Consider the following 20,534-nt stretch of genomic DNA (forward strand, 5'->3'; position numbering starts at 1 on the left):
TTAAAGTGGCTGGAGGAATTTTGTCGATAGGAATTTTGGAGTATTATGGAAAGATATTTGTTATGCCAGCTACGAATGTTACGCCTAATTACTAATATCTTTCCATAAACAAAAACTTTCGATAATTGCCCTTATGCAAAGCTTTTCATAAGGGTAAAACACACCTGGCAGTAGGATTAGGAATAGAAGCCATTAACCAAGGATTTAAATCGGTATTTATCTCAATGGGTGAATTAGTTCAAACGCTAAAGACAGAAGATATAACGCGCAAATCAAAAGCAAGAATGAAAAGGATTAGGGAAGCAGATTTAGTCATTATTGATGATCTCATGTTCATGGCAATGGATCAGCAGGACGCAAATATGTTCTTTCATCTCGTTAACGATCTATACAACCAATCGTCAATCATACTTACTTCGAACAAGGCACCAAAGGAATGGGGAGAATTATTGGGTGATCAAGCTATCACCACAGCCATTTTAGACAGAATCCTACATCGTGTGGAAATCATTCATTTAAATGATGATAGCTATCGAATGAAACATCGTTCTACCATATTTTGGGAAAACAGTGTTTCAAAATAATGAGCAAAAACTGTTACATTCTACTTGACGGTCACACCCCTCCAAGTATTATAGAAAAAGAGCATTTAGAATTAATCGATTTTTTAAAATACCAAGCAATAAGAAAGAAATATATAATTGAAAACATTAAATTAAGCGGGGAAAATATTAATTTGGAAGAAATCTTTACCGAATTAAAACAATTAGACAATAAGGGATTTAATATTATAATTTTATTTAAATCAATGATTTTAAATTTGTTTAATAGCTTAGAGAGGTGACATTCTAAAAAATGACCTTAAGTCCTAATCTACAAAATTTTTATGGTAAAGAAAATGATAGGTTACTTAAATCCTGTAATTCTGTTTAGTTATTTTGGTTATTTCGATTGTCTTTTCTCATCTTTGTAAGCCCCTTTTTCTAAAGAATTAGGCTGTAAATACCATTGATTCTAAGGCTGCTTCACCATCTTCGAACCATGACCAGATAAGAAAAATTGAACTGCATACTGCTTTTTCTATAGGAGCCAATCCATTGTGTTCATGTTATTAAATGTATTTTACTTATCTTTAAAGAAGAACCATTTTGGGTCTTCTCAAAAGCATCAAGATAACATCTTTCCACCCAGTATGCAATTACTTCGGTACTAGTTTTGAAAATAAATTTACATTCCATAAATGCCACTGCTTCTAAACAAAGTTATTTAGCATGCGCAAATATCGCATAGAATGAAATAGTATTAATTTTATTGGGAAGATATTGATTAACTATTAGGTGTTTTAAATAATCCTAGAGTTTATATGAAACTTTAAAAACTTTTTGAAATGTATTTTTTATCCAAGAATGGATAAATCTATTTTTCATCTTTAACTGTATCTAGATTCTCCGTATGATATACAATAATAAAGCCCCAACTCATATATGAGAGGGGCTTGAGTTATTTCTGTTCTTTGAAATCTTTTCTTCCACCTCTTTTTAATCATTTCGTTTTTCACCTCTATTTTTGTATTCCCTTATTTTAATAGTATTAGTGTTTTTATTATTTAATAAAACATAAGCGAGTGTTACATAAATTTCCAGTGGTCAAAGAAGTCTTTTTTTTGATAACTGAGTAAGGAATAGGTTAATAACACCAATACTTTCTGCAAAATCAGCAACGAAAGCATAACTCTTTTGTTTCTATTTAATAAGTTAGTTCAACATAATCTTCAATAAAAGTCCTGAATTTTCAATATCTTTTTACATTTAAAGTTTAATAATAGTTGCACATAATGGAGTAGGAGCATATAATTTGGTCGAAGGAAACATTTTTATGTTGGACAAAAAAGATAGTAGTTACGCAAAAGAGAGGTGCATCAAGGTGAAATCTAATACAGTGAAACAGCAGGTATTGGCAAAGACAGCTCAAGATGCTTTAAGTGGCAGGACTCATGGATTCAGAAGGTTATTACCGTTTCTAGGACCTGCATTTATAGCAGCAGTAGCCTATATTGACCCAGGTAATTTTGCAACAAATATTGCTTCGGGATCCCAATATGGATACATGTTGCTTTGGGTCGTGTTATTCTCAAACCTAATGGCCGTGTTGATTCAATCCATGTCTGCGAAACTCGGTATTGCAACAGGTAAGAACTTACCCGAAGTAGCTAGAGAACAATTTCCGAAGCCCGTGTCCTTTGGACTCTGGATACAAGGCGAGCTAGTCGTAATGGCAACGGATCTTGCAGAATTTATAGGTGCTGCGCTTGGATTATATTTGCTGTTTGGAATTCCTCTCCTTCCATCAGCGATAATAGCGGCAATTGGTTCTTTTGCAATCCTTGAACTACAAAGAAGAGGTGTAAGATCTTTAGAGGCGGGTATTGCGGGGCTTGTTTTTATTGTTGTTATTGCTTTTGGAATTCAGGTATTTTATGCAAAGCCAGAAATCGGCCCTTTTTTGACTGGATTATTTATTCCAAAATTTGAAGACGTAAACAGCGTCCTACTTGCTGCTGGAATTCTCGGAGCAACAGTTATGCCACATGCTATTTATTTACACTCGGCACTTACGCAACGACGGGTTATTGGTAGAAATGAAGAGGAGCGTAAAATGATTTTCCGTTTCGAGTTTATTGATATTATAATTGCAATGGTAATTGCAGGGGCTATCAATGCAAGCATGTTAATAATAGCTGCATCTATGTTCTTTGAAAATGGATTAATTGTTCAGGATTTAGAAGTAGCTTTTGAACAGCTGGGGATCTTAATTGGTCCTTTTGCAGCTATTTTGTTCGGTATCGGTTTGCTTACAGCAGGTTTATCAAGTTCCACGGTTGGTACCATGTCTGGTGATGTTATTATGCAAGGGTTTATAAGGAGAAGAATTCCATTATACTTAAGACGCCTAATAACCGTTACACTCCCACTTATCATCATTGCAATGGGAATTAATCCAACAAAAGCGCTTGTAATGAGTCAGGTTATTCTATCATTTGGAATTGCATTTGCGTTGGTTCCATTAGTTCTATTTACAAGCAATCATAAACTAATGGGTGGTTTAGTTAATAAAAAGATTACGACAATTACAGCATGGGTCTTGTCTTTTGTTATCATTGCACTAAATATATTTCTCCTTTACCAATCTTTCTTTCGATAATAAAGAATAAACAGACAGCACCCCATAAAGTTAATGTTCCCCCAATATTGGGCAAACATTGACTTTATGGGGTGTCTTTATATGCAAAAATATGCTCGAATATGAATTTTAAAATTAACAACGGACATTAGCCATTTAACTTATCCATAAAGATTATACCTACCTGACCAATAGCAAACTGATATTCTCGTTAGAAGAAAATTACTGCTAACCAAATGATACATACAGGACGAACACCGAGTAAAAAATAAAAAGTTACAAAAAATAAACTCATCCTGATGAAAAAGGAGTTGAGTAAAATGTCAGATACGAATCAAATGCCTCGAGAAGAAGGAATAGATCATAGCTTAAGTCTTATTAGAGAAGGTTACTTGTACATTTCAAACAGGTGTCAAAGTTTCAATTCTAATATTTTTGAGACCAGATTGCTTGGGAAAAAAGCAATCTGTATGGTAGGAAAAGATGCTGCGCAAGTTTTTTATGACAATGAAAAATTCATGAGGGAAGATGCTGCACCCAACCGTGTAGTGCTAACGTTGTTTGGAAAGAATGGTGTTCAGGCTTTAGATGGAAAGTCCCATCAACATCGCAAGGAAATGTTTATGTCTATCATGTCTCCTGAAGGACTTAATAAACTCAAAGATATAACAAAGCACCAGTGGGAGAAAACACTAGATAAATGGGAACAGATGGATAAGGTTATTCTTTACGAAGAAGCGAAGGGAATTATGTACAGAGTCGCCTGCCAATGGGCTGGTGTCCCGATTCAAGAAGACGAAGTAAACAGATGGACAAGAGACTTGGGGGCGATGTTTGAGTCGGCAGCTGAAGTTGGTCCAGCTCACTGGCTAGGGAGAAATGCACGGAATCAGGTAGAAAAGTGGGTAGGTGAACTAATCGAAAAGGTTCGTGATGGAAAAGTAACTCCTCCAGAAGATACGGCGTTACACAGATTTTCCTGGCATCGTGATTTGGATGGGAATCTTCTGAATACGGAGATCGCTGCTGTGGAAGTAATTAATATCTTGAGACCCATTGTTGCAATTGCTATATTCATAAATTTCATTGCATTAGCAGTATACCATTATCCAGAAGAAAGGGAGAAACTTAAATCTGATGATGGTAAATATGCTCAGATGATTGTACAGGAAGTTCGACGTTTTTATCCGTTTTTTCCGTTTGTAGGGGCGCGGGTAAAAAAAGACTTCACTTGGGGCGGCTATAAATTTGAAAAAGATACTTTAACATTGCTCGATCTTTATGCCACTAATCATGACCCGGAAGTATGGGGAAATCCTGAAAAATTTAATCCTGAGCGGTTCGCGGATTGGGATGATAGCCCCTTTAGCTTCATACCACAGGGTGGGGGTGATTATTCATTAGGTCATCGCTGTGCTGGAGAGTGGGTGACCATTGAAGTCATGAAAGTGAGTCTTGATTACCTAGCTAATCGATTGGAATACGAGGTTCCTGACCAGGATTTAAGTTACAGTATGGTGAGAATTCCTAGTATTCCCCATAGCAAAATAGTGCTAAAGAGTGTAAAGCGAAAGATATAATTACACTACATTATTCGAATGATAACCTTATTAAGCTCGCCAGACGTGCTAATATTAATGAGAGAGTTGAAAAGACAAAGTCCGTTTTTCTTTAACAAAGAGAGAATCGGGCTTTTTCAATTGTTGAACTTCTTTTTGCCATTAGTAGCAACTTACAATCGTAATTAAATAACAATCAAATATATATTTGACTATTTGTTTGTTGTGACTTAAAATAATATTCAAATAGATGTTTGATTGAAAAGAGGTGATAAACTTGAAAAATGATGGATGTGAAGTTACCTGTATAGATGAAGAAAAAGTCAATAGAGTAAGAAATGTATTAATCCAACAAAATTCATTGGACGTAGCTAAAATTTTTAAAGCTTTGTCTGATGATACGCGGATTAAGATTGCATTTGCTCTTTCATTAGAAGATGAATTATGTGTATGTGATGTAGCCAATATTGTGGGTGCTACAAATGCTGCAACATCTCATCATTTGAGGTTACTTAATAATCTTGGATTAGCAAGGTATCGCAAAAAAGGAAAGTTAGTTTATTATACATTGGATGATGATCATGATCATGTAAAGCAACTAGTACAAGTTGCATTTGCACATCAGAAGGAGGCTGTGAAAAATGTCTAAAGCAAAAGCATTAGAGAATGAAAAAAATGTGTACCGCGTTCAGGGATTTACATGCGCAAATTGTGCAGGGAAGTTTGAAAATAATGTTAAAAAACTTCCGGGAGTTCAGGATGCAAAAGTAAATTTTGGCGCATCAAAAATTTCCGTTTACGGGGAAACAACGATTGAAGAATTAGAAAAAGCAGGTGCATTTGAGAATCTTAAAGTGACATCGGAGAAAACTGTAGGACCATCTTCAGAAAGGGGGAGAGAGGAAAAAGAGGTTAAAGAAGAGAAAGTCCCTTTCTATAAAAAACATAGTACTTTGCTCTATTCAGCCTTATTCGTTGTCTTTGGTTACCTTTCCGCAAATGTAAATGGGGATGAGAACATTGTAACTGCATTATTATTTGTAGCATCCATGTTAATCGGAGGATTACAGCTCTTCAAAGTTGGTTTACAAAACTTATTACGCTTTGAATTTGACATGAAAACCCTGATGACAGTAGCAGTTATAGGTGGTGCGATTATAGGAGAGTGGGCAGAAGTTGCCATTGTTGTCATATTATTTGCGATCAGTGAGGCTCTTGAACGCTTCTCTATGGATAAAGCCAGACAATCGATTCGTTCGTTAATGGATATCGCTCCAAAGGAAGCCCTTGTTAGACGGAATGGAAAAGAAAGTATGATCCATGTGGATGATATTGTGGTTGGAGATATTATGATCGTCAAACCTGGTCAAAAGATTGCTATGGATGGTTTGGTTGTAAGTGGGTACTCTGCAGTTAATCAAGCAGCGATTACAGGTGAATCCGTCCCTGTTGCCAAAACCGTTGATGATGATGTTTTTGCAGGTACTCTAAATGAAGAAGGATTACTTGAAGTAAAAATAACCAAACTTGTAGAAGATACAACCATTTCTAAAATTATTCATCTGGTAGAGGAAGCACAAGGTGAACGCGCTCCTTCGCAAGCATTTGTGGATAAATTTGCGAAATATTACACACCGATCATCATGGTCATTGCAGCATTAGTTGCGATAGTCCCTCCTTTGTTCTTTGATGGTAGTTGGGAAACATGGATTTATCAAGGTTTAGCTGTTCTTGTAGTTGGTTGTCCTTGCGCGTTAGTTATTTCAACTCCGATTTCTATTGTTTCAGCGATTGGGAATGCAGCGAAAAAAGGTGTACTAATAAAAGGAGGTGTTTATTTAGAAGAAATGGGTGCCTTAAAAGCCATTGCATTCGATAAAACAGGTACCTTAACAAAAGGTGTTCCAGTAGTAACTGATTTTAATGTGGTAAATAAACAGGTAAATGAAAAAGAAATACTTTCTATCATTACTGCATTAGAGTATCGTTCTCAACATCCACTTGCCTCTGCGATCATGAAAAAAGCTGAAGAGGAGAACATTAGTTATTCTGATATTGTAGTAGAAGACTTCTCTTCTATTACGGGTAAGGGTATCAAAGGAATTGTAAACGGGATGACTTATTATATTGGTAACCCGAAACTCTTTAAGGAATTAGCAACTTCTAATTTCGATAAGAACTTAGAGCAAAATGTAACAACTCTACAAAATCAAGGAAAAACAGCGATTGTAGTTGGAACTGATAAAGAAATACTCGCTGTTATAGCGGTAGCTGATGAAGTACGTGAATCAAGTAAAGAAATTATTCAAAAGCTACATCAACTTGGGATCAAAAAAACAATTATGCTTACAGGTGACAACAAAGGTACTGCTAATGCTATCGGAGGGCAGGTTGGAGTATCAGAAATTCAGGCTGAACTGATGCCTGAGGACAAATTAAATTATATTAAACAAATGAGATCTGAGTACGGTAACGTAGGGATGGTTGGAGATGGTGTCAATGACGCTCCGGCGTTGGCAGCTTCTACAGTTGGGATTGCTATGGGTGGGGCTGGTACAGATACAGCGTTGGAAACGGCAGACGTTGCACTAATGGGAGATGATTTAAGAAAACTTCCATTTACTGTGAAACTAAGCCGTAAATCTTTAAATATCATCAAGGCTAACATTACCTTTGCAATCGCTATTAAATTAATTGCGTTGTTACTAGTCATTCCGGGTTGGTTAACTCTTTGGATCGCCATTCTTTCTGATATGGGAGCAACCCTTTTGGTAGCGCTAAATGGATTACGACTTATGCGAGTGAAAGAATAAAGACAATAGTGGCTTTCCAGACAAAGTGGAAAGCCCTTTTCTTGCAATGATTGTATTAAAAAAATAAATTAAATCAATTCTAATAAAGATGTAAAGGTTGGGTATAAGTAAAACATCAGTATTTATATTACATAACGGTGTCATGTGATTTTATCTTTAACTATAATTCTTTTCAATCACCGAAGGAGGAAGCTGAAATGACTGTAGCTGTTAAAAAAGATGTTGATTTATTAATTATAGGTGCAGGATCTGGAGGATACGTAGCCGCCATACTGCCGCTCAGCTGGGAAAACAAGTAGTTCTAGTGGACAAAGCGGAACTAGGAGGGGTTTGCCTTAACCGTGGATGTATACCATCGAACGCTCTTATTAGTGCATCTGAACGAGTAAAACACATTAAACATGCGAGTGAAATGGGCATAAAAGTTTCTGGTGAAATTAAAGTTGATATGCCGGAAGTAGTGAAGTGGAAAGACGGGATAGTGAACAAGCTGACGAATGGGGTTCGTACCCTGCTAAAAGGCAATGGAGTGGAGGTGATTAGTGGGGAGGCCTATCTCACTGAATCCCATACCGCAAAAGTCAGGATAGATAACGAAGAACATGTATATTCTTACAAAGATTTAATCCTTGCTATAGGGTCCTTACCTACGGAGTTAAAAAGTATGCCATTTGATAAAAAAAGAATCATCTCTTCAACTGAGGCATTAATGCTTCAAGAAGTACCAAAACATTTAGTTGTAGTAGGTGGAGGCTATATCGGTTTGGAGTTGGGTGCTGCTTATGCCAAATTCGGGGCTAAAGTGACCATCCTTGAGGGGTCAGACACCATTCTTCCAGGTACAGATCCTTTATTAACTAATGTAGTAAAACGTCATTTAAAGGAATTGGACATCACCGTCATAACTAACGCTTTCGTCCAAGGCGGAGAAAATACTGGTGATGAAGTAAATGTCCATGTTCAATTAAATGGAAAAGAAGAAATATTTAAAGGAGATTATTGCTTAGTTTCTATAGGAAGAAAACCAAATACAGCAAAAGTTGGTTTAGACAATATCGGAGTAGTGTAGATCAACGAGGGTTTATTAAGATAAATGACAAATGTCAAACAAACATCGAACATGTATATGCAATAGGGGATTGTGCCGGTGGTTATCTCCTTGCTCATAAAGCTAGTTACGAAGGGAAGATAGCTGCTGAAGTAATAAGTGGTCAAAATAGTGTAATTGATTTTCGAGCCATGCCTTTTGTTATTTTTAGCGAACCTGAAGTGGCCTATACAGGTTTAACGGAAAAGGAGGCAAAAGAACAAGGATTCGAAACAGTTACTAGTCGCTTTCCATTCCAAGCGAATGGCAGAGCATTATCTGTGTCGGACGCGGATGGCTTTGTACAAGTTGTAGCTGAAAAGAAAACAAAAATGGTGTTGGGGGTACAGATGGTAGGTCCAGAAGTATCATCACTCCTTTCTGAAGCGGTTTTTGCGATTGAGGCAGGGGCAACAGCCGAAGATCTTAGTCTTACCATACATGCTCATCCTACACTGCCTGAGCCACTGATGGAGGCGACAGAGGGTATTATGGGACATGCCATTCACATGTTAAATAAAAAGTAATAGTGAACACGCAGGTTGACCTACATTTTTCATTAGTGCAGGTCTGATCTGTTAAATTTACGGGAGAGGGAATCAATGACCATACTGTTTTACGTTATTGCCGCTGCTTTGGCTAATATCTTGGGTGGCCTTGTGATTTTCCTTAAAATAAATTGGTCTAGGAGAGGCTTAAACGGCTTAATGGCTTTGAGTGCTGGAATACTTTTTACAATTGCTGTTATGGATTTAATACCAGAAGCATTGGAAATTCATGAATCCAGTGCCATATATATTGTTATAGGATTTGGATTGATCTTTTTGTTCCAACAGTTTCTTGCACCCCATTTTCATTTCGGAGAAGAGACTCATACACATTCTCATTCTCAAAGGACAACCCTTAGTGCTTTAGTGGGTATGTTGGTTCACACGTTTTTTGATGGTGTTTCTATTGTTGCCAGTTTCAAATTAGATGAGAGAATACGATTTGTTGTATTAATTGCTGTATTACTAAACAAAATTCCGGATGGTTTGACGATTTCTTCAATTGTATTTGCCAGTTTAAAAAGCAAGAAGAAGGCAATAGGAGCATCATTCTTATTGGGTGTATCAACGATAGCAGGTGCGATAGCTTCCTTGTTTTTAACTCAATTTTTCACTGTTGATAGCAGTATCCTTGCTATCGCTCTTTCCATTACATCAGGTATATTTCTATACATAGTTACAGTTGATTTGTTACCTATTGTAAATGCGATGGGAGATAGACCCATTATTCTCTTCTTTTTTGTTGGAATTTTACTGTATTTTGCTCTTCACTTGATATTGAACCAGTTATCTTTTCATGTGCACTATCCAGAACATATTTTGTTTATTCAATTTTAAAAAATGTAAATTATATTGCATGTACTAATATTTTATTGAAATCATAGTGGAGTTGATAAAAATGGCAATAGTCGTTATATCTGCAATTGGTGCTTTCATAGTAACCAATATTGATGACATTTTTGTTTTAATGCTTCTGTTCTCTCAGGCAAATGCACAGGCTAAAGCAAATGACAGTAGGAAGGTTAACATGCACACAAAAACTAAACTAATCTACCCTAGAGATATAGTCATTGGTCAATATTTAGGTTTTGCCTTATTAGTTTTGGTTAGTCTGTTAGGTAATTTCGGTCTTATGATAATACCTGAGCAATGGGTTGGTTTACTTGGTTTAATTCCAATCTATCTAGGAATTAAACTTTTTATTATGGGTGAAGATGAGGATGAAGGAGCAATCCTATCTAGTTTGAATTCTGGAAAATTTAATAAATTATTCTTGAGTGTCGCTTTTATTACATTTGCTAATGGTGGGGATAACATTGGAATCTATGTACCTTACTTTTCTACTCTAAATTCAAGTGAATTGTGGATCACTGTTGTTATCTTTTTCATAATGGTGGCAGTCTGGTGTTTCATAGGTAATCGATTGGCAGCTTTCAGACATGTATCTGAAGTATTAGAAAAATTCGGAAGATGGATTATCCCTATTGTATTTATTGGATTAGGTATATATATCATGGTTGAGAATGAAACTTTAAATGCCATTTTGAATTTGGTCAAGTAGGCTAGTTTATTCAAAAAAGTCCCTTTGGAGATTCCAAAGGGACTTTAAATTTTTGAAAAAGATTATTGAGTTTATTTAGTGGTTGGGTCTAATTGGATTGATTTCTCTCCGTTTTTGCTTCTCTAAAAGTACCTATTAGTAATAAGAATACCCCACTAATAAGGAAGACATCTGCTGTGTTGAAAATGGGGTAATTTATAAATCGGATATCAAACATATCAGTTACTTCTCCGAAGATTAATCGATCTGTTACATTGCCAGCGGCACCACCAATAAAAAAACCAATGGCTAATCGTGTTAGTTTATCCGTTACTTTTCGGGAATAAAAGATCATTGCAATAATGGCAATAAAAGCTATGCTGATTAGAAAGAATTTTTGTCCCGAAAAAATTCCCCATGCAGCTCCTGGATTACGATGGGAGGTTAGATGGAAAAAGTTATTAATAATAGGAATGGTTTCACCATATTCCATAAAGTTTCTGGTCATATATTTAGCAAGTTGGTCAATTGCTAGTGTGATAAGAGCAATCCAGTACAAGATTTTTCACCTCAACATTATAATATAGAGTTCCTATTATTTACCCCCTCGCATAATATCTTTAAAACATTCAAATAATTATTTGAGTATTTTGTGTTTCTAGATTAAAATTAATAGGGAATTATGTCAAGATTCAAATAAAAAAAGGGGGAGTTTTAATAAATATGTTTTCACAAGTAATTCCTGTTTAATCTTTGTCACTCTACCATTCTATATTATAAAAATAATTAATATTGGTTAGGCGCTTTTAGAATGGAACTTGTCAAATGTGAATGTGGTTATTCCATTCCATATGGAACGGTTCTTTGTGAATCTTGTGGACGAACTATCAGTGATAACAGAGGAGAAGGTTCAAATACTCTACTGGATATGAGATATGATGGAGGTGCCAGACGCTCACAAACGTATAAAAAATCAATTATTGATAAAATTTGGAACTTTTTTCCATCCGTTAAAGTGGGAGTTTGGATAATTGTTCTTCTTTTAATTGCATCTGCAATTGGAACAATTTTCCCTCAAGAGATGTATATTCCTCCAACCGTTGTTCCACAAGAGTTCTATAAGGAAAAATATGGATTTCTTGGTCAAATGTATTTTGAATTAGGTTTTCACAATCTTTATGGTTCATGGTGGTATTTTTTATTAATTGCAGCTCTCGGTATATCACTTGTTATTGCAAGTTTAGACCGGTTTATTCCACTATATCGGGCTTTGAAAAAACAAGGGATTACACGGCATGAAAGTTTCATGCGCAGACAGCGCCTTTTAAGTGAAACCATTGTGACAGAGAACATTAATGAGCAATTGACGTTGCTAAAATCTAAATTAAAAGGAAAACGTTATAATGTATCGGAGGAAAATGGTAATATTTTAGCTGAAAAAAATCGATTTTCAAGATGGGGACCTTATGTAAATCATGTCGGCCTTATTATCTTCCTTATGGGTGGGATGTTGAGATTTGTTCCAGGAATGTACATAGACGAAATGCTTTGGATTCGTGACGGTGAAACAAGTGTTATCCCAGGGACAGATGGGAAATATTATTTAAGCAGTGATAAGTTCATTATTGATACTTATCAAAAAGAACAAGAGGATGAAGTTTTTGGAAATACTCTTACAAGAGTTGGAGATGGAAATGTAGTAAAAAACTTCCAAACAAATGTGACTTTGTATGAACGAAAAGGGGAAATTGTTCATGGATCGAAGCCCGAATTAAAAAAGGTGAAGAATGAACAAATAAGAGTAAATTATCCCTTAAAATACGATTCATATGCTCTTTACCAGACTTCTTATAAATTAAATGAATTGAATAAGTTTACTTTTAGTTTAATAGACAAAGAGACAGAAGAAAGTTTTGGTAAGATTACTGTAGATTTGCTGGATCCAAAGAAGGAGTATGATTTAGGCGATGGGTATAAAGTCGAAATAGTTACTTATTTTCCAAACTTCTATTTCAATAACGAAGGTGAACCTGATACAAAAAGCCGAGTTCCCGACAACCCAGCATTTGTTTTTAATATGATATCTCCTGCAAAACCAGAAGGCGAAAAAAGCTTTGTTGCCATCCAACAAACGCTCGACCCAGTGGAAGACAATCAATTAAAACTAAAATTTGAAGGCCTTGAAACGAAAAACCTTTCGGCTTTGACAGTTCGGAAAGACCATACTCTATGGTTTCTTGGTGTAGGGGGAGCTATTTTCATGATTGGAGTTATTCAAGGAATGTACTGGAATCATAGACGAATATGGATTAGAAGAGTCGGTGACAGCTTATTAATTGCAGCACATACAAATAAAAATTGGTATGGAATGCGAAACGAAATAAACGGTATTTTAAAAGAATCCAGCATTAATAAACTATCCGACCAATCAAACGAAACTACTAAAAATAAATAGAGGAGGAATAAATGTGGTAGCTTTAAGTAGTAATTTACTATATACAGCATTCTTACTTTATCTAGTTGCAACATTTTTATTTGGTGGAGCCATTCGAGATAAAAGAAAGCTATACGAAAAACCGAGCAAATGGGCGACAGTCGCAATAATTGTCACCATCCTAGCTTTTGTTTCACATTTGGGTTATTTTATTACACGATGGGTTGCATCTGGACAAGCGCCTGTTAGTAATATGTTCGAGTTTATAACTGCTTTTAGCATGATGATGGTTCTTTCATTCATTATACTTTATTTTATTTACAAGGTAGCTATACTCGGTTTGTTTACTTTACCAATTACATTGTTGATTATTGCTTATGGGAGCATGTTTCCAACAGATATTGCTCCATTAATACCCGCTCTACAAAGTGATTGGCTCGCTATCCATGTAACAACAACGGCACTAGGATCAGCTATTTTAGCGAGTAGTTTTATTGCAGGTGTAATTTATCTAATTCGTTCTGTTGATCAGACAAAAAGCTCAAAAGGGAATTTTTGGCTAGAGGTGGTCTTGTACACGATTGTGGCGACGCTTGCATTTGTGGTAATTACAAGTATATTTAGAGGAATAGGGTATGAGGCGGTCTATAAGTGGGTTGATAAAAATGATCAGGTGGTTGAATTGACGTATAATTTACCTTCAATTATAGGGCCAAATCAAGGAGAATTACTTACAAAAGGTAAAATGGAAGCTCTTGTTGAGGTACCAGCAATCGTCGCAGCAGGTAAATTAAACACGGTGGTTTGGTCTGCTGTTACAGGTTTAATTCTATATGGAATTCTTAGATTTATTTTTAAAAAGAGAATTGCTGCAGTTCTTCAGCCATTAACAAAAAATATCAAACTTGATTTGGTCGATGAAATTGGATACAGGTCAGTTGCAATCGGTTTCCCAATATTTACTTTAGGGGCTCTTATTTTTGCAATGATTTGGGCGCAAATAGCCTGGACTCGTTTCTGGGGATGGGATCCTAAAGAGGTATGGGCCTTAATTACGTGGTTATTTTATGCTGCCTATTTACACCTCCGTCTATCGAAAGGATGGCATGGTGAGAAATCAGCTTGGCTTGGAGTAATAGGTTTTGGTATTATTATTTTCAATCTAATATTCGTTAATCTAATTATTGCTGGTCTACATTCATATGCCTAAAAAAAATTTAATCACTGAGAAAAAAGAACTTAGGTTTCAAAATTTATTTTGAAGCCTAAGTTCCTTTTTCAATAAAAATATGGAAAAAGATATAATAGAAAATTATATATTAGTTCTAGGTTGGAATTGAACATAAGAAGATACTAAAATTCAATTTGGATCTTTCCAGCATCAGTTATTTTTTTATCTGTTTGATTAAAAACATCGCTTGTTGTAATCTCTATCGAGTCAATGTCTGATTCTTCTAAAATAAAACCTATGTTACCCTTTTTCTTTGCATTTGCTTCTATTTGTCCATTTAATTCCTCTAGGTAAATATCATCTTCCCATGTCTTTTTCTCACCTGAATTGGTGTTTATTATTGCAGCAGGTGCAAATTTTAGAGGTTTATTTGACGTGTTTTTTATTTCTACAAATAGTTTAATAAAATCAAACTCTTGAGCTTGAGTATAAGAGTGATAGAAATCAATTAAGCTATAATCTGGTTTAAATTGGAGTATCTTTACTTCTCTTATAGTTAATTCGATTTGACCTATAAGAAAAGTATTAGTTTCATTATTTATTGCCTTTAATATTCCCTCACCTTTATGATCTTTAAACGATTGCCCTATCTCTAGTATAGTCCTGTCATCTATCACTTGAGGACTAACAATATAATCTTGATAGTAACTTGGTATTCCATTGTTAGAATTTGTTGAATTTGATTTTATATCTTGATTTCTCTCTGTTGTAACAGATTTATTAGTAGTATTACTATTATTGGAGCAACCTATTAATATAATAGATAATATTAAACATAGAAATATTGCTTTTTTCATTTTAACTCCCCTATGTTAAAAAGAATGTCCATTGTAGATTACAATGGACATTCTTTTATTTTTTCAAGTTATTTATCGTTAATGTTAATTTTAGATTTCAATAAATCAAAGATAATTTTTGCGTGGTCAGTATTGTCAATACTGCCAACAAATTTATCACTTGATGGACCGAAGGCATATACTGGGACGTCTTCACCGGTATGTCCACCAGTTGTCCAGCCAGTCTTAGAACGTTCATTAAAAATATTTTCAATGGCATTGTCTATATTTGTGAAGTTTTTAGTTACAGCTGCATCTTTAACAGTTTGAATTTCTTTATTAGATAAGTCAAGACTAATGAATTGTTTTAAAGTTTCCTCCACGTTTTCGCCATTTAAAATTTGATTAGCCATAAAATCTGGAGTGCGTTTTGCTGATTTGATTGGCTCACCAAACCAGTTATAATTTCCGTTAGCCCCTATAGAAAAGCCACCTGTAGAGTGGTCTGCTGTGGCAATAACTAATGTATTCTTATCCTTTTTAGCGAATTCAATTCCTGCTTTGAATGCTTTCTCAAAATCCTCCATCTCACTCATAGCCCCAACGATATCGTTATCATGACCGGCCCAATCAACTTGGCTTCCTTCAACCATATGGAAGAAACCATCTTTATCCTTTTGTAAGCGATCAATTGCGGTTTTTGTCATTTCCTCTAAGGAAGGAGTATCATTTTCACGGTCTATCGCTTTAGGCATACCTGTTGGTGCAAACAAGCCAAGAACTTGCTCATCTTTATTATTCAGTAAATCATTTCGATTTGTTACGTAACTATAATCATCTTTTTGAAATTCTTCTACTAGGTTACGGTCCTGTCGTACAAATAGGTCAGTTCCTCCACCGAGCATAACATCTAATTTATGTTTTCCATTGATTAACTCTTCATAATAATCATCAGCTATACTATTCATATTTTTACGGCTACTATCGTGAGACCCGTAAGAAGCAGGGGTAGCATGTGTAATTTCAGAAGTAGCGACAATGCCAGTTGATTTGCCTTTCTCTTTAGCTGCTTCTAGTACGGTTTTTACTTCAGTTTCATCATTATCTACAGCAATTGTATTGTTGTATGTTTTAATTCCAGCTGATATGGCTGTTGCAGCAGAAGCTGAATCTGTAACATTTTGTGATGGATCTTCCGGATATGTCATTTGCTGTCCGACTAGATATTGATCAAAGGCTGTTTTTTCTGTAATTTTTGTAGTTGGATCATCCTTAAGATAACGGTATGCTGAAGTATAAGATGTACCCATTCCATCCCCTATTAAAAAGATAACATTTTTTACTTTACCGGTATTTTGGCTATTATCTTTGGCTTCAACTGAGGAGAAAGATCCTGTAAAACTAGTAAGAGCTAAGGAAGTAACAATTGCAAAAGGTATAATTTTCTTTTTTAAATTCTTTTTTCCTCCTAATTTGGTTTACATGTAATATAATATTTTAGTAGTTTTAAGTGCTTGTTAACGTAGGGTGTTTATATTGTAAATATATAGATAACAAAAATGTTTATTCCTTTCTCCTGAATTTAGTTCTATAATACTAGGGTGTTCGGTGTTTTCTTAATAGTGTAGTTTAATATTTTTTTTGGATAGTTCAATGGTATCTCATAGAGAATATAATTAACACAAATGGCATTTACATTTTATTTACAAATTTAATCTCTTGTTTACAATCAACGCATTTATTCGACAAACTTTGTTAACAACAAAGATGATTTCCATTGCAATTGACAATTGGATTAACGTATTACATTAACGTATTACATAAGGAAGAATTTTAAAGAAATGAGTCATTATTTCTTTAAAGTGTTTTATAATGAGTAAATAGATACAATGCAATCGTTCTCAAATTCCCATCTTATTATCTTAAAAAAATCTATCATCTTCTATATAAGATATATGTTGTTCATAGAAATATTTTAGTTAATTTTTAAAGGATTTTTTCAGAGAAATTAGAATTTAAGAATTGGACTGCATAAAATATATGTCAACAAAAATAGCTAATATCTTCTATGATAACCAACAATTACTTGTTGTAAGTCCAGTGAGTTTGTTTGCTTATATACTTAAATTTTATCCGTTCAAGATAATGCAATGAAATAGAGGGTATTTTATATAAAATGGCCCCTATAAAAATTAGAGAAAAATAAAATGTCTGGATTAATCACTTATTAGTTGAGGGAGTTTTTTTATAAGGGATATTAGAGGTAGAAATTACAACCCTTTTAGCAAGACTAAATTGGTGACAAGAACCTTGTTTTTAGTAAGGTGTTGGAGGTGTTTCTCTCAACTAAACACTATGTATGTTAATGATGTGGATACTATGTGCAAGACGGAAATATATGTAGCAACAATTGATAATTAATTATAATCATTTAAAGATAAAATATCATAAATTACTCCCAATAGTAATTGACCATTAAACTTTAATTACATATACTGATAATCAAACGAACATTTGAATAAAGGGGTGAATTTATGAAAGAAGAAGATATCTGTGAAATATCCTGTGTGGACGAAGAAAAGGTAAAAAAAGGTAAAGAGTCAATTTCTGCAGTAGATACCCTTACTGTTGCACAAATATTTAAGGCCCTTTCAGATGACACTAGAATTAAAATTGCTTACTCTTTAAGTGAGGAAGATGAACTTTGTGTTTGTGATGTAGCTAATATCGTCGGTTGTACCACGGCAACGGCATCCCATCACTTAAGACTTCTTAGAAACTTAGGGTTAGCTAAATACCGTAAGGAGGGTAAATTAGTTTTTTACTCTCTTGATGATGATCATGTAAAACAACTTATAATGATTGCAATTATGCATCAAAAGGAGATAAAAACTCATGGGTGAAGCAGTTGAACAAACAAGTAAAAAGGCAGTATATCGAGTCCAAGGATTCTCCTGAGCTGGCTGTGCGACAAAGTTCGAAAAGAACGTAAAACACCTGGATGGTGTTTCTGATGCGATTGTAAATTTTGGTGCTTCCAAAGTAACGGTATACGGTGACACAACGATCGAAGAATTAGAAAAAGCAGGCGCTTTTGAGAATATAAAAGTAATACCTGAAAATGAACGTTTTGATGAAAAGAAAGAACCCTTTTTCCAAAAACACGCCACTGTAATTATGTCTCTAATTTTTCTATTAATGGGTTGGTTTTCAGGTAACCAGTATGGAGAAGAAAGCTTACCTTCTATTATAGCTTATGGTGCTTCCATTCTAGTGGGTGGCTATAGATTATTTACAACTGGATTAAAAAATTTATTACGTCTCCAATTTGATATGAAGACACTCATGACTATTGCGGTGATAGGTGCTGCGATTATTGGAGAATGGGGTGAAGGAGCGACAGTGGTTATCCTGTTTGCTATCAGTGAAGCCTTAGAAACTTACTCCATGGACAAAGCACGTCAATCTATACGCTCTTTAATGGATATTGCTCCACGAGAAGCCCTCATAAGAAGAGGGTCAAAAGAACTTATGGTAGCAGTAGAGGATATTCAAATTGGCGATATTATGGTAGTCAAACCAGGGCAGAAGATTGCAATGGATGGTGTGGTTGTAAAAGGGTTATCTTCTGTTAATCAGTCGGCTATTACGGGTGAATCTGTTCCAGTATCCAAAGGTGAAAATGATGAAGTGTTTGCAGGAACTTTAAATGAGGAAGGGTTACTCGAAGTTAAAGTAACTAAGCATGTGGATGATACCACAATTTCAAAAATCATCCATTTGGTTGAAGAAGCACAAGCAGAACGTGCTCCATCTCAAGCATTTGTGGATCGGTTCGCTAAATACTATACCCCAGTAATCATGCTCATTGCTTTAGGAGTGGCTGTCATTCCGCCTTTATTTTTCAGTACAGATTGGAATACATGGATTTATCAGGGACTAGCCGTTTTAGTTGTGGGTTGTCCATGTGCTTTAGTTATTTCCACCCCTGTCTCCATTGTCACAGCGATTGGTAATGCAGCTAGAAATGGGGTTCTTATTAAAGGTGGGATTCACTTAGAAGAATTGGGTGCGATTAAAGCAATAGCCTTTGATAAAACAGGAACGTTAACCAAGGGAGTTCCTGTTGTAACAGATTATCTTCCACAACAAGATGTAGATGATCATGAACACCTTACCATAGTTGCTGCGTTAGAAAATGGTTCTCAACATCCGTTAGCTTCAGCCATCATGAAAAGAGCTGAACAAATGATTTTACCTTATCAAAGTACGACAGTTGATGATTTTACTTCAATCACCGGTAAAGGAATTAAAGGTACTGTAGATAACCAATCCTATTATGTTGGTAGCCCTAGCTTATTTGAAGAGCTTTTAGCTGGTGGGATTCCTAATGACCTTAAGACTTTAATTACTGAATTACAAAATCAAGGTAAAACAGTCATGGTGTCTGGCACATCTAAACACATTATGGCACTTATCGCTGTAGCTGACGTGGTAAGGGAAAATAGTAAAGCTGTTATTAACAAGTTACACTCACTAGGTGTACAAAAAACGATTATGCTGACAGGTGATAACCTAGGAACCGCTAAAGCGATAGGGGCTCAAGTTGGGGTTTCTGACGTAAAGGCAGAGTTACTTCCACAAGATAAGTTAGCCTTTATTAAAGAATTAAGGGCTAAGTATGATCGTGTTGCTATGGTGGGGGACGGTGTAAACGATGCGCCGGCTCTAGCAGCTTCTACAGTAGGGATTGCCATGGGAGGTGCAGGAACAGATACAGCACTGGAAACGGCAGATATTGCTCTCATGGCAGACGATCTGGGTAAATTACCTTTTTCCTTAAAACTCAGTAGAAAAGCTTTAATGATTATTAAGCAGAATATTACTTTTTCGTTAGGAATCAAGCTAATTGCTTTGTTACTTGTTATTCCTGGCTGGTTAACCCTATGGATTGCTATATTTGCAGACATGGGTGCTACCTTACTTGTTACTTTAAATAGCCTGAGACTACTTAAGATAAGGGATAAATAATAACAAAGGCTTCTCATCAAATATTATAACCTAAACTGAGAGGACACATATCTTTTATAAAACCGTAGAGTATTTCTACGGTTTTTTTATTTTAGAAAAATAAAGTAAGCTACTTTTTTAGAAGAATAGGAAAGTTAAATATTTAATGTATCTATTAGTTTTTACCTAGCGAAACATATTTCTCTCCAGGTTAGATTTGTTTATCGAATGTTTTTGACATCTTTAAATTTCCTAAAGTTGACGGTATTGCCTGTCCAGAATTAGTCGATTATAATGTCCGTATATAATTCGAAACATTTCGACATTTATTTTGGGGAAAGGAAAAGACGTCCCCC

Annotated in this window: 13 protein-coding genes and 2 pseudogenes; 12 read left to right on the forward strand and 3 right to left on the reverse strand. The window is 35.2% G+C overall.

All coding sequences use genetic code 11. From position 1 onward, the window contains the following. Positions 1–152: 152 nt before the first annotated feature. From ACFFHF_RS13130 to ACFFHF_RS13165, 8 genes and pseudogenes are all read left to right on the forward strand, one after another. Positions 153–584: pseudogene (locus ACFFHF_RS13130) on the forward strand (ATP-binding protein); the annotation flags it as partial. Between the two features lie 1,339 nt (positions 585–1,923). Beyond that, a complete protein-coding gene (locus ACFFHF_RS13135) occupies positions 1,924–3,201 on the forward strand; it encodes an Nramp family divalent metal transporter (protein WP_340906727.1) in 1,278 nt (425 codons plus the stop codon). A 299-nt stretch (positions 3,202–3,500) separates the two neighbouring features. Further along, complete coding sequence (cypC, locus tag ACFFHF_RS13140; RefSeq protein ID WP_160547517.1) at positions 3,501–4,760, forward strand: CYP152 family fatty-acid peroxygenase CypC; 1,260 nt, start codon at positions 3,501–3,503, stop codon at positions 4,758–4,760. Positions 4,761–5,016: 256 nt separating this feature from the next. Continuing rightward, the gene (locus tag ACFFHF_RS13145) at positions 5,017–5,388 is read left to right on the forward strand and encodes a metalloregulator ArsR/SmtB family transcription factor (RefSeq protein WP_160547518.1); all 372 of its coding nucleotides are present in this window, start codon (positions 5,017–5,019) and stop codon (positions 5,386–5,388) included. Continuing rightward, positions 5,381–7,552, forward strand: coding sequence for a heavy metal translocating P-type ATPase (locus tag ACFFHF_RS13150; protein ID WP_160547519.1), 2,172 nt, complete (start codon positions 5,381–5,383; stop codon positions 7,550–7,552). Before ACFFHF_RS13145 ends, ACFFHF_RS13150 begins: the two co-directional genes overlap by 8 nt. A gap of 197 nt (positions 7,553–7,749) precedes the next feature. Then, positions 7,750–9,166, forward strand: a pseudogene (gene lpdA / locus ACFFHF_RS13155) (dihydrolipoyl dehydrogenase). 75 nt (positions 9,167–9,241) lie between these two features. Next, positions 9,242–10,024, forward strand: a complete 783-nt coding sequence (locus ACFFHF_RS13160; RefSeq protein WP_160547520.1) for a ZIP family metal transporter — start codon at positions 9,242–9,244, stop codon at positions 10,022–10,024. Between the two features lie 61 nt (positions 10,025–10,085). After that, positions 10,086–10,748 (forward strand): CadD family cadmium resistance transporter, encoded by a 663-nt coding sequence (locus ACFFHF_RS13165; RefSeq protein WP_160547521.1) that lies wholly within the window; start codon positions 10,086–10,088, stop codon positions 10,746–10,748. Positions 10,749–10,836: 88 nt separating this feature from the next. On the opposite strand, the gene lspA is transcribed toward ACFFHF_RS13165, so the two are convergent. Beyond that, positions 10,837–11,286 carry a signal peptidase II gene (gene lspA / locus ACFFHF_RS13170; protein ID WP_160547522.1) on the reverse strand — a complete coding sequence of 150 codons (450 nt, stop codon included), beginning with the start codon at positions 11,284–11,286 and terminating at the stop codon, positions 10,837–10,839. 252 nt (positions 11,287–11,538) lie between these two features. Here lspA and resB point away from each other — a divergent pair, with 252 nt between their 5' ends. Both resB and ccsB read left to right on the forward strand, forming a co-directional pair. Continuing rightward, positions 11,539–13,182 carry a cytochrome c biogenesis ResB family protein gene (gene resB, locus ACFFHF_RS13175; RefSeq protein ID WP_160547523.1) on the forward strand — a complete coding sequence of 548 codons (1,644 nt, stop codon included), beginning with the start codon at positions 11,539–11,541 and terminating at the stop codon, positions 13,180–13,182. 13 nt (positions 13,183–13,195) lie between these two features. Beyond that, entirely contained in the window at positions 13,196–14,371 is a 1,176-nt protein-coding gene (gene ccsB, locus ACFFHF_RS13180) for a c-type cytochrome biogenesis protein CcsB (RefSeq protein ID WP_340906721.1), read from the forward strand. Positions 14,372–14,514: 143 nt separating this feature from the next. On the opposite strand, the gene ACFFHF_RS13185 is transcribed toward ccsB, so the two are convergent. Next, positions 14,515–15,189 (reverse strand): hypothetical protein, encoded by a 675-nt coding sequence (locus ACFFHF_RS13185; RefSeq protein ID WP_160547524.1) that lies wholly within the window; start codon positions 15,187–15,189, stop codon positions 14,515–14,517. A gap of 68 nt (positions 15,190–15,257) precedes the next feature. Next, positions 15,258–16,610, reverse strand: a complete 1,353-nt coding sequence (locus ACFFHF_RS13190; protein WP_340906950.1) for an alkaline phosphatase — start codon at positions 16,608–16,610, stop codon at positions 15,258–15,260. A gap of 1,092 nt (positions 16,611–17,702) precedes the next feature. On the opposite strand from ACFFHF_RS13190, the gene ACFFHF_RS13195 reads away from it, so the two are divergent. After that, complete coding sequence (locus tag ACFFHF_RS13195; protein WP_160547526.1) at positions 17,703–18,071, forward strand: metalloregulator ArsR/SmtB family transcription factor; 369 nt, start codon at positions 17,703–17,705, stop codon at positions 18,069–18,071. After that, positions 18,064–20,199, forward strand: coding sequence for a heavy metal translocating P-type ATPase (locus ACFFHF_RS13200; protein ID WP_160547527.1), 2,136 nt, complete (start codon positions 18,064–18,066; stop codon positions 20,197–20,199). Before ACFFHF_RS13195 ends, ACFFHF_RS13200 begins: the two co-directional genes overlap by 8 nt. Positions 20,200–20,534: the final 335 nt, after the last annotated feature.

Origin of the sequence: Robertmurraya beringensis, assembly GCF_042433785.1 — a bacterium.
In the GTDB taxonomy this organism is placed as follows: domain Bacteria; phylum Bacillota; class Bacilli; order Bacillales; family Cytobacillaceae; genus Robertmurraya_A; species Robertmurraya_A beringensis.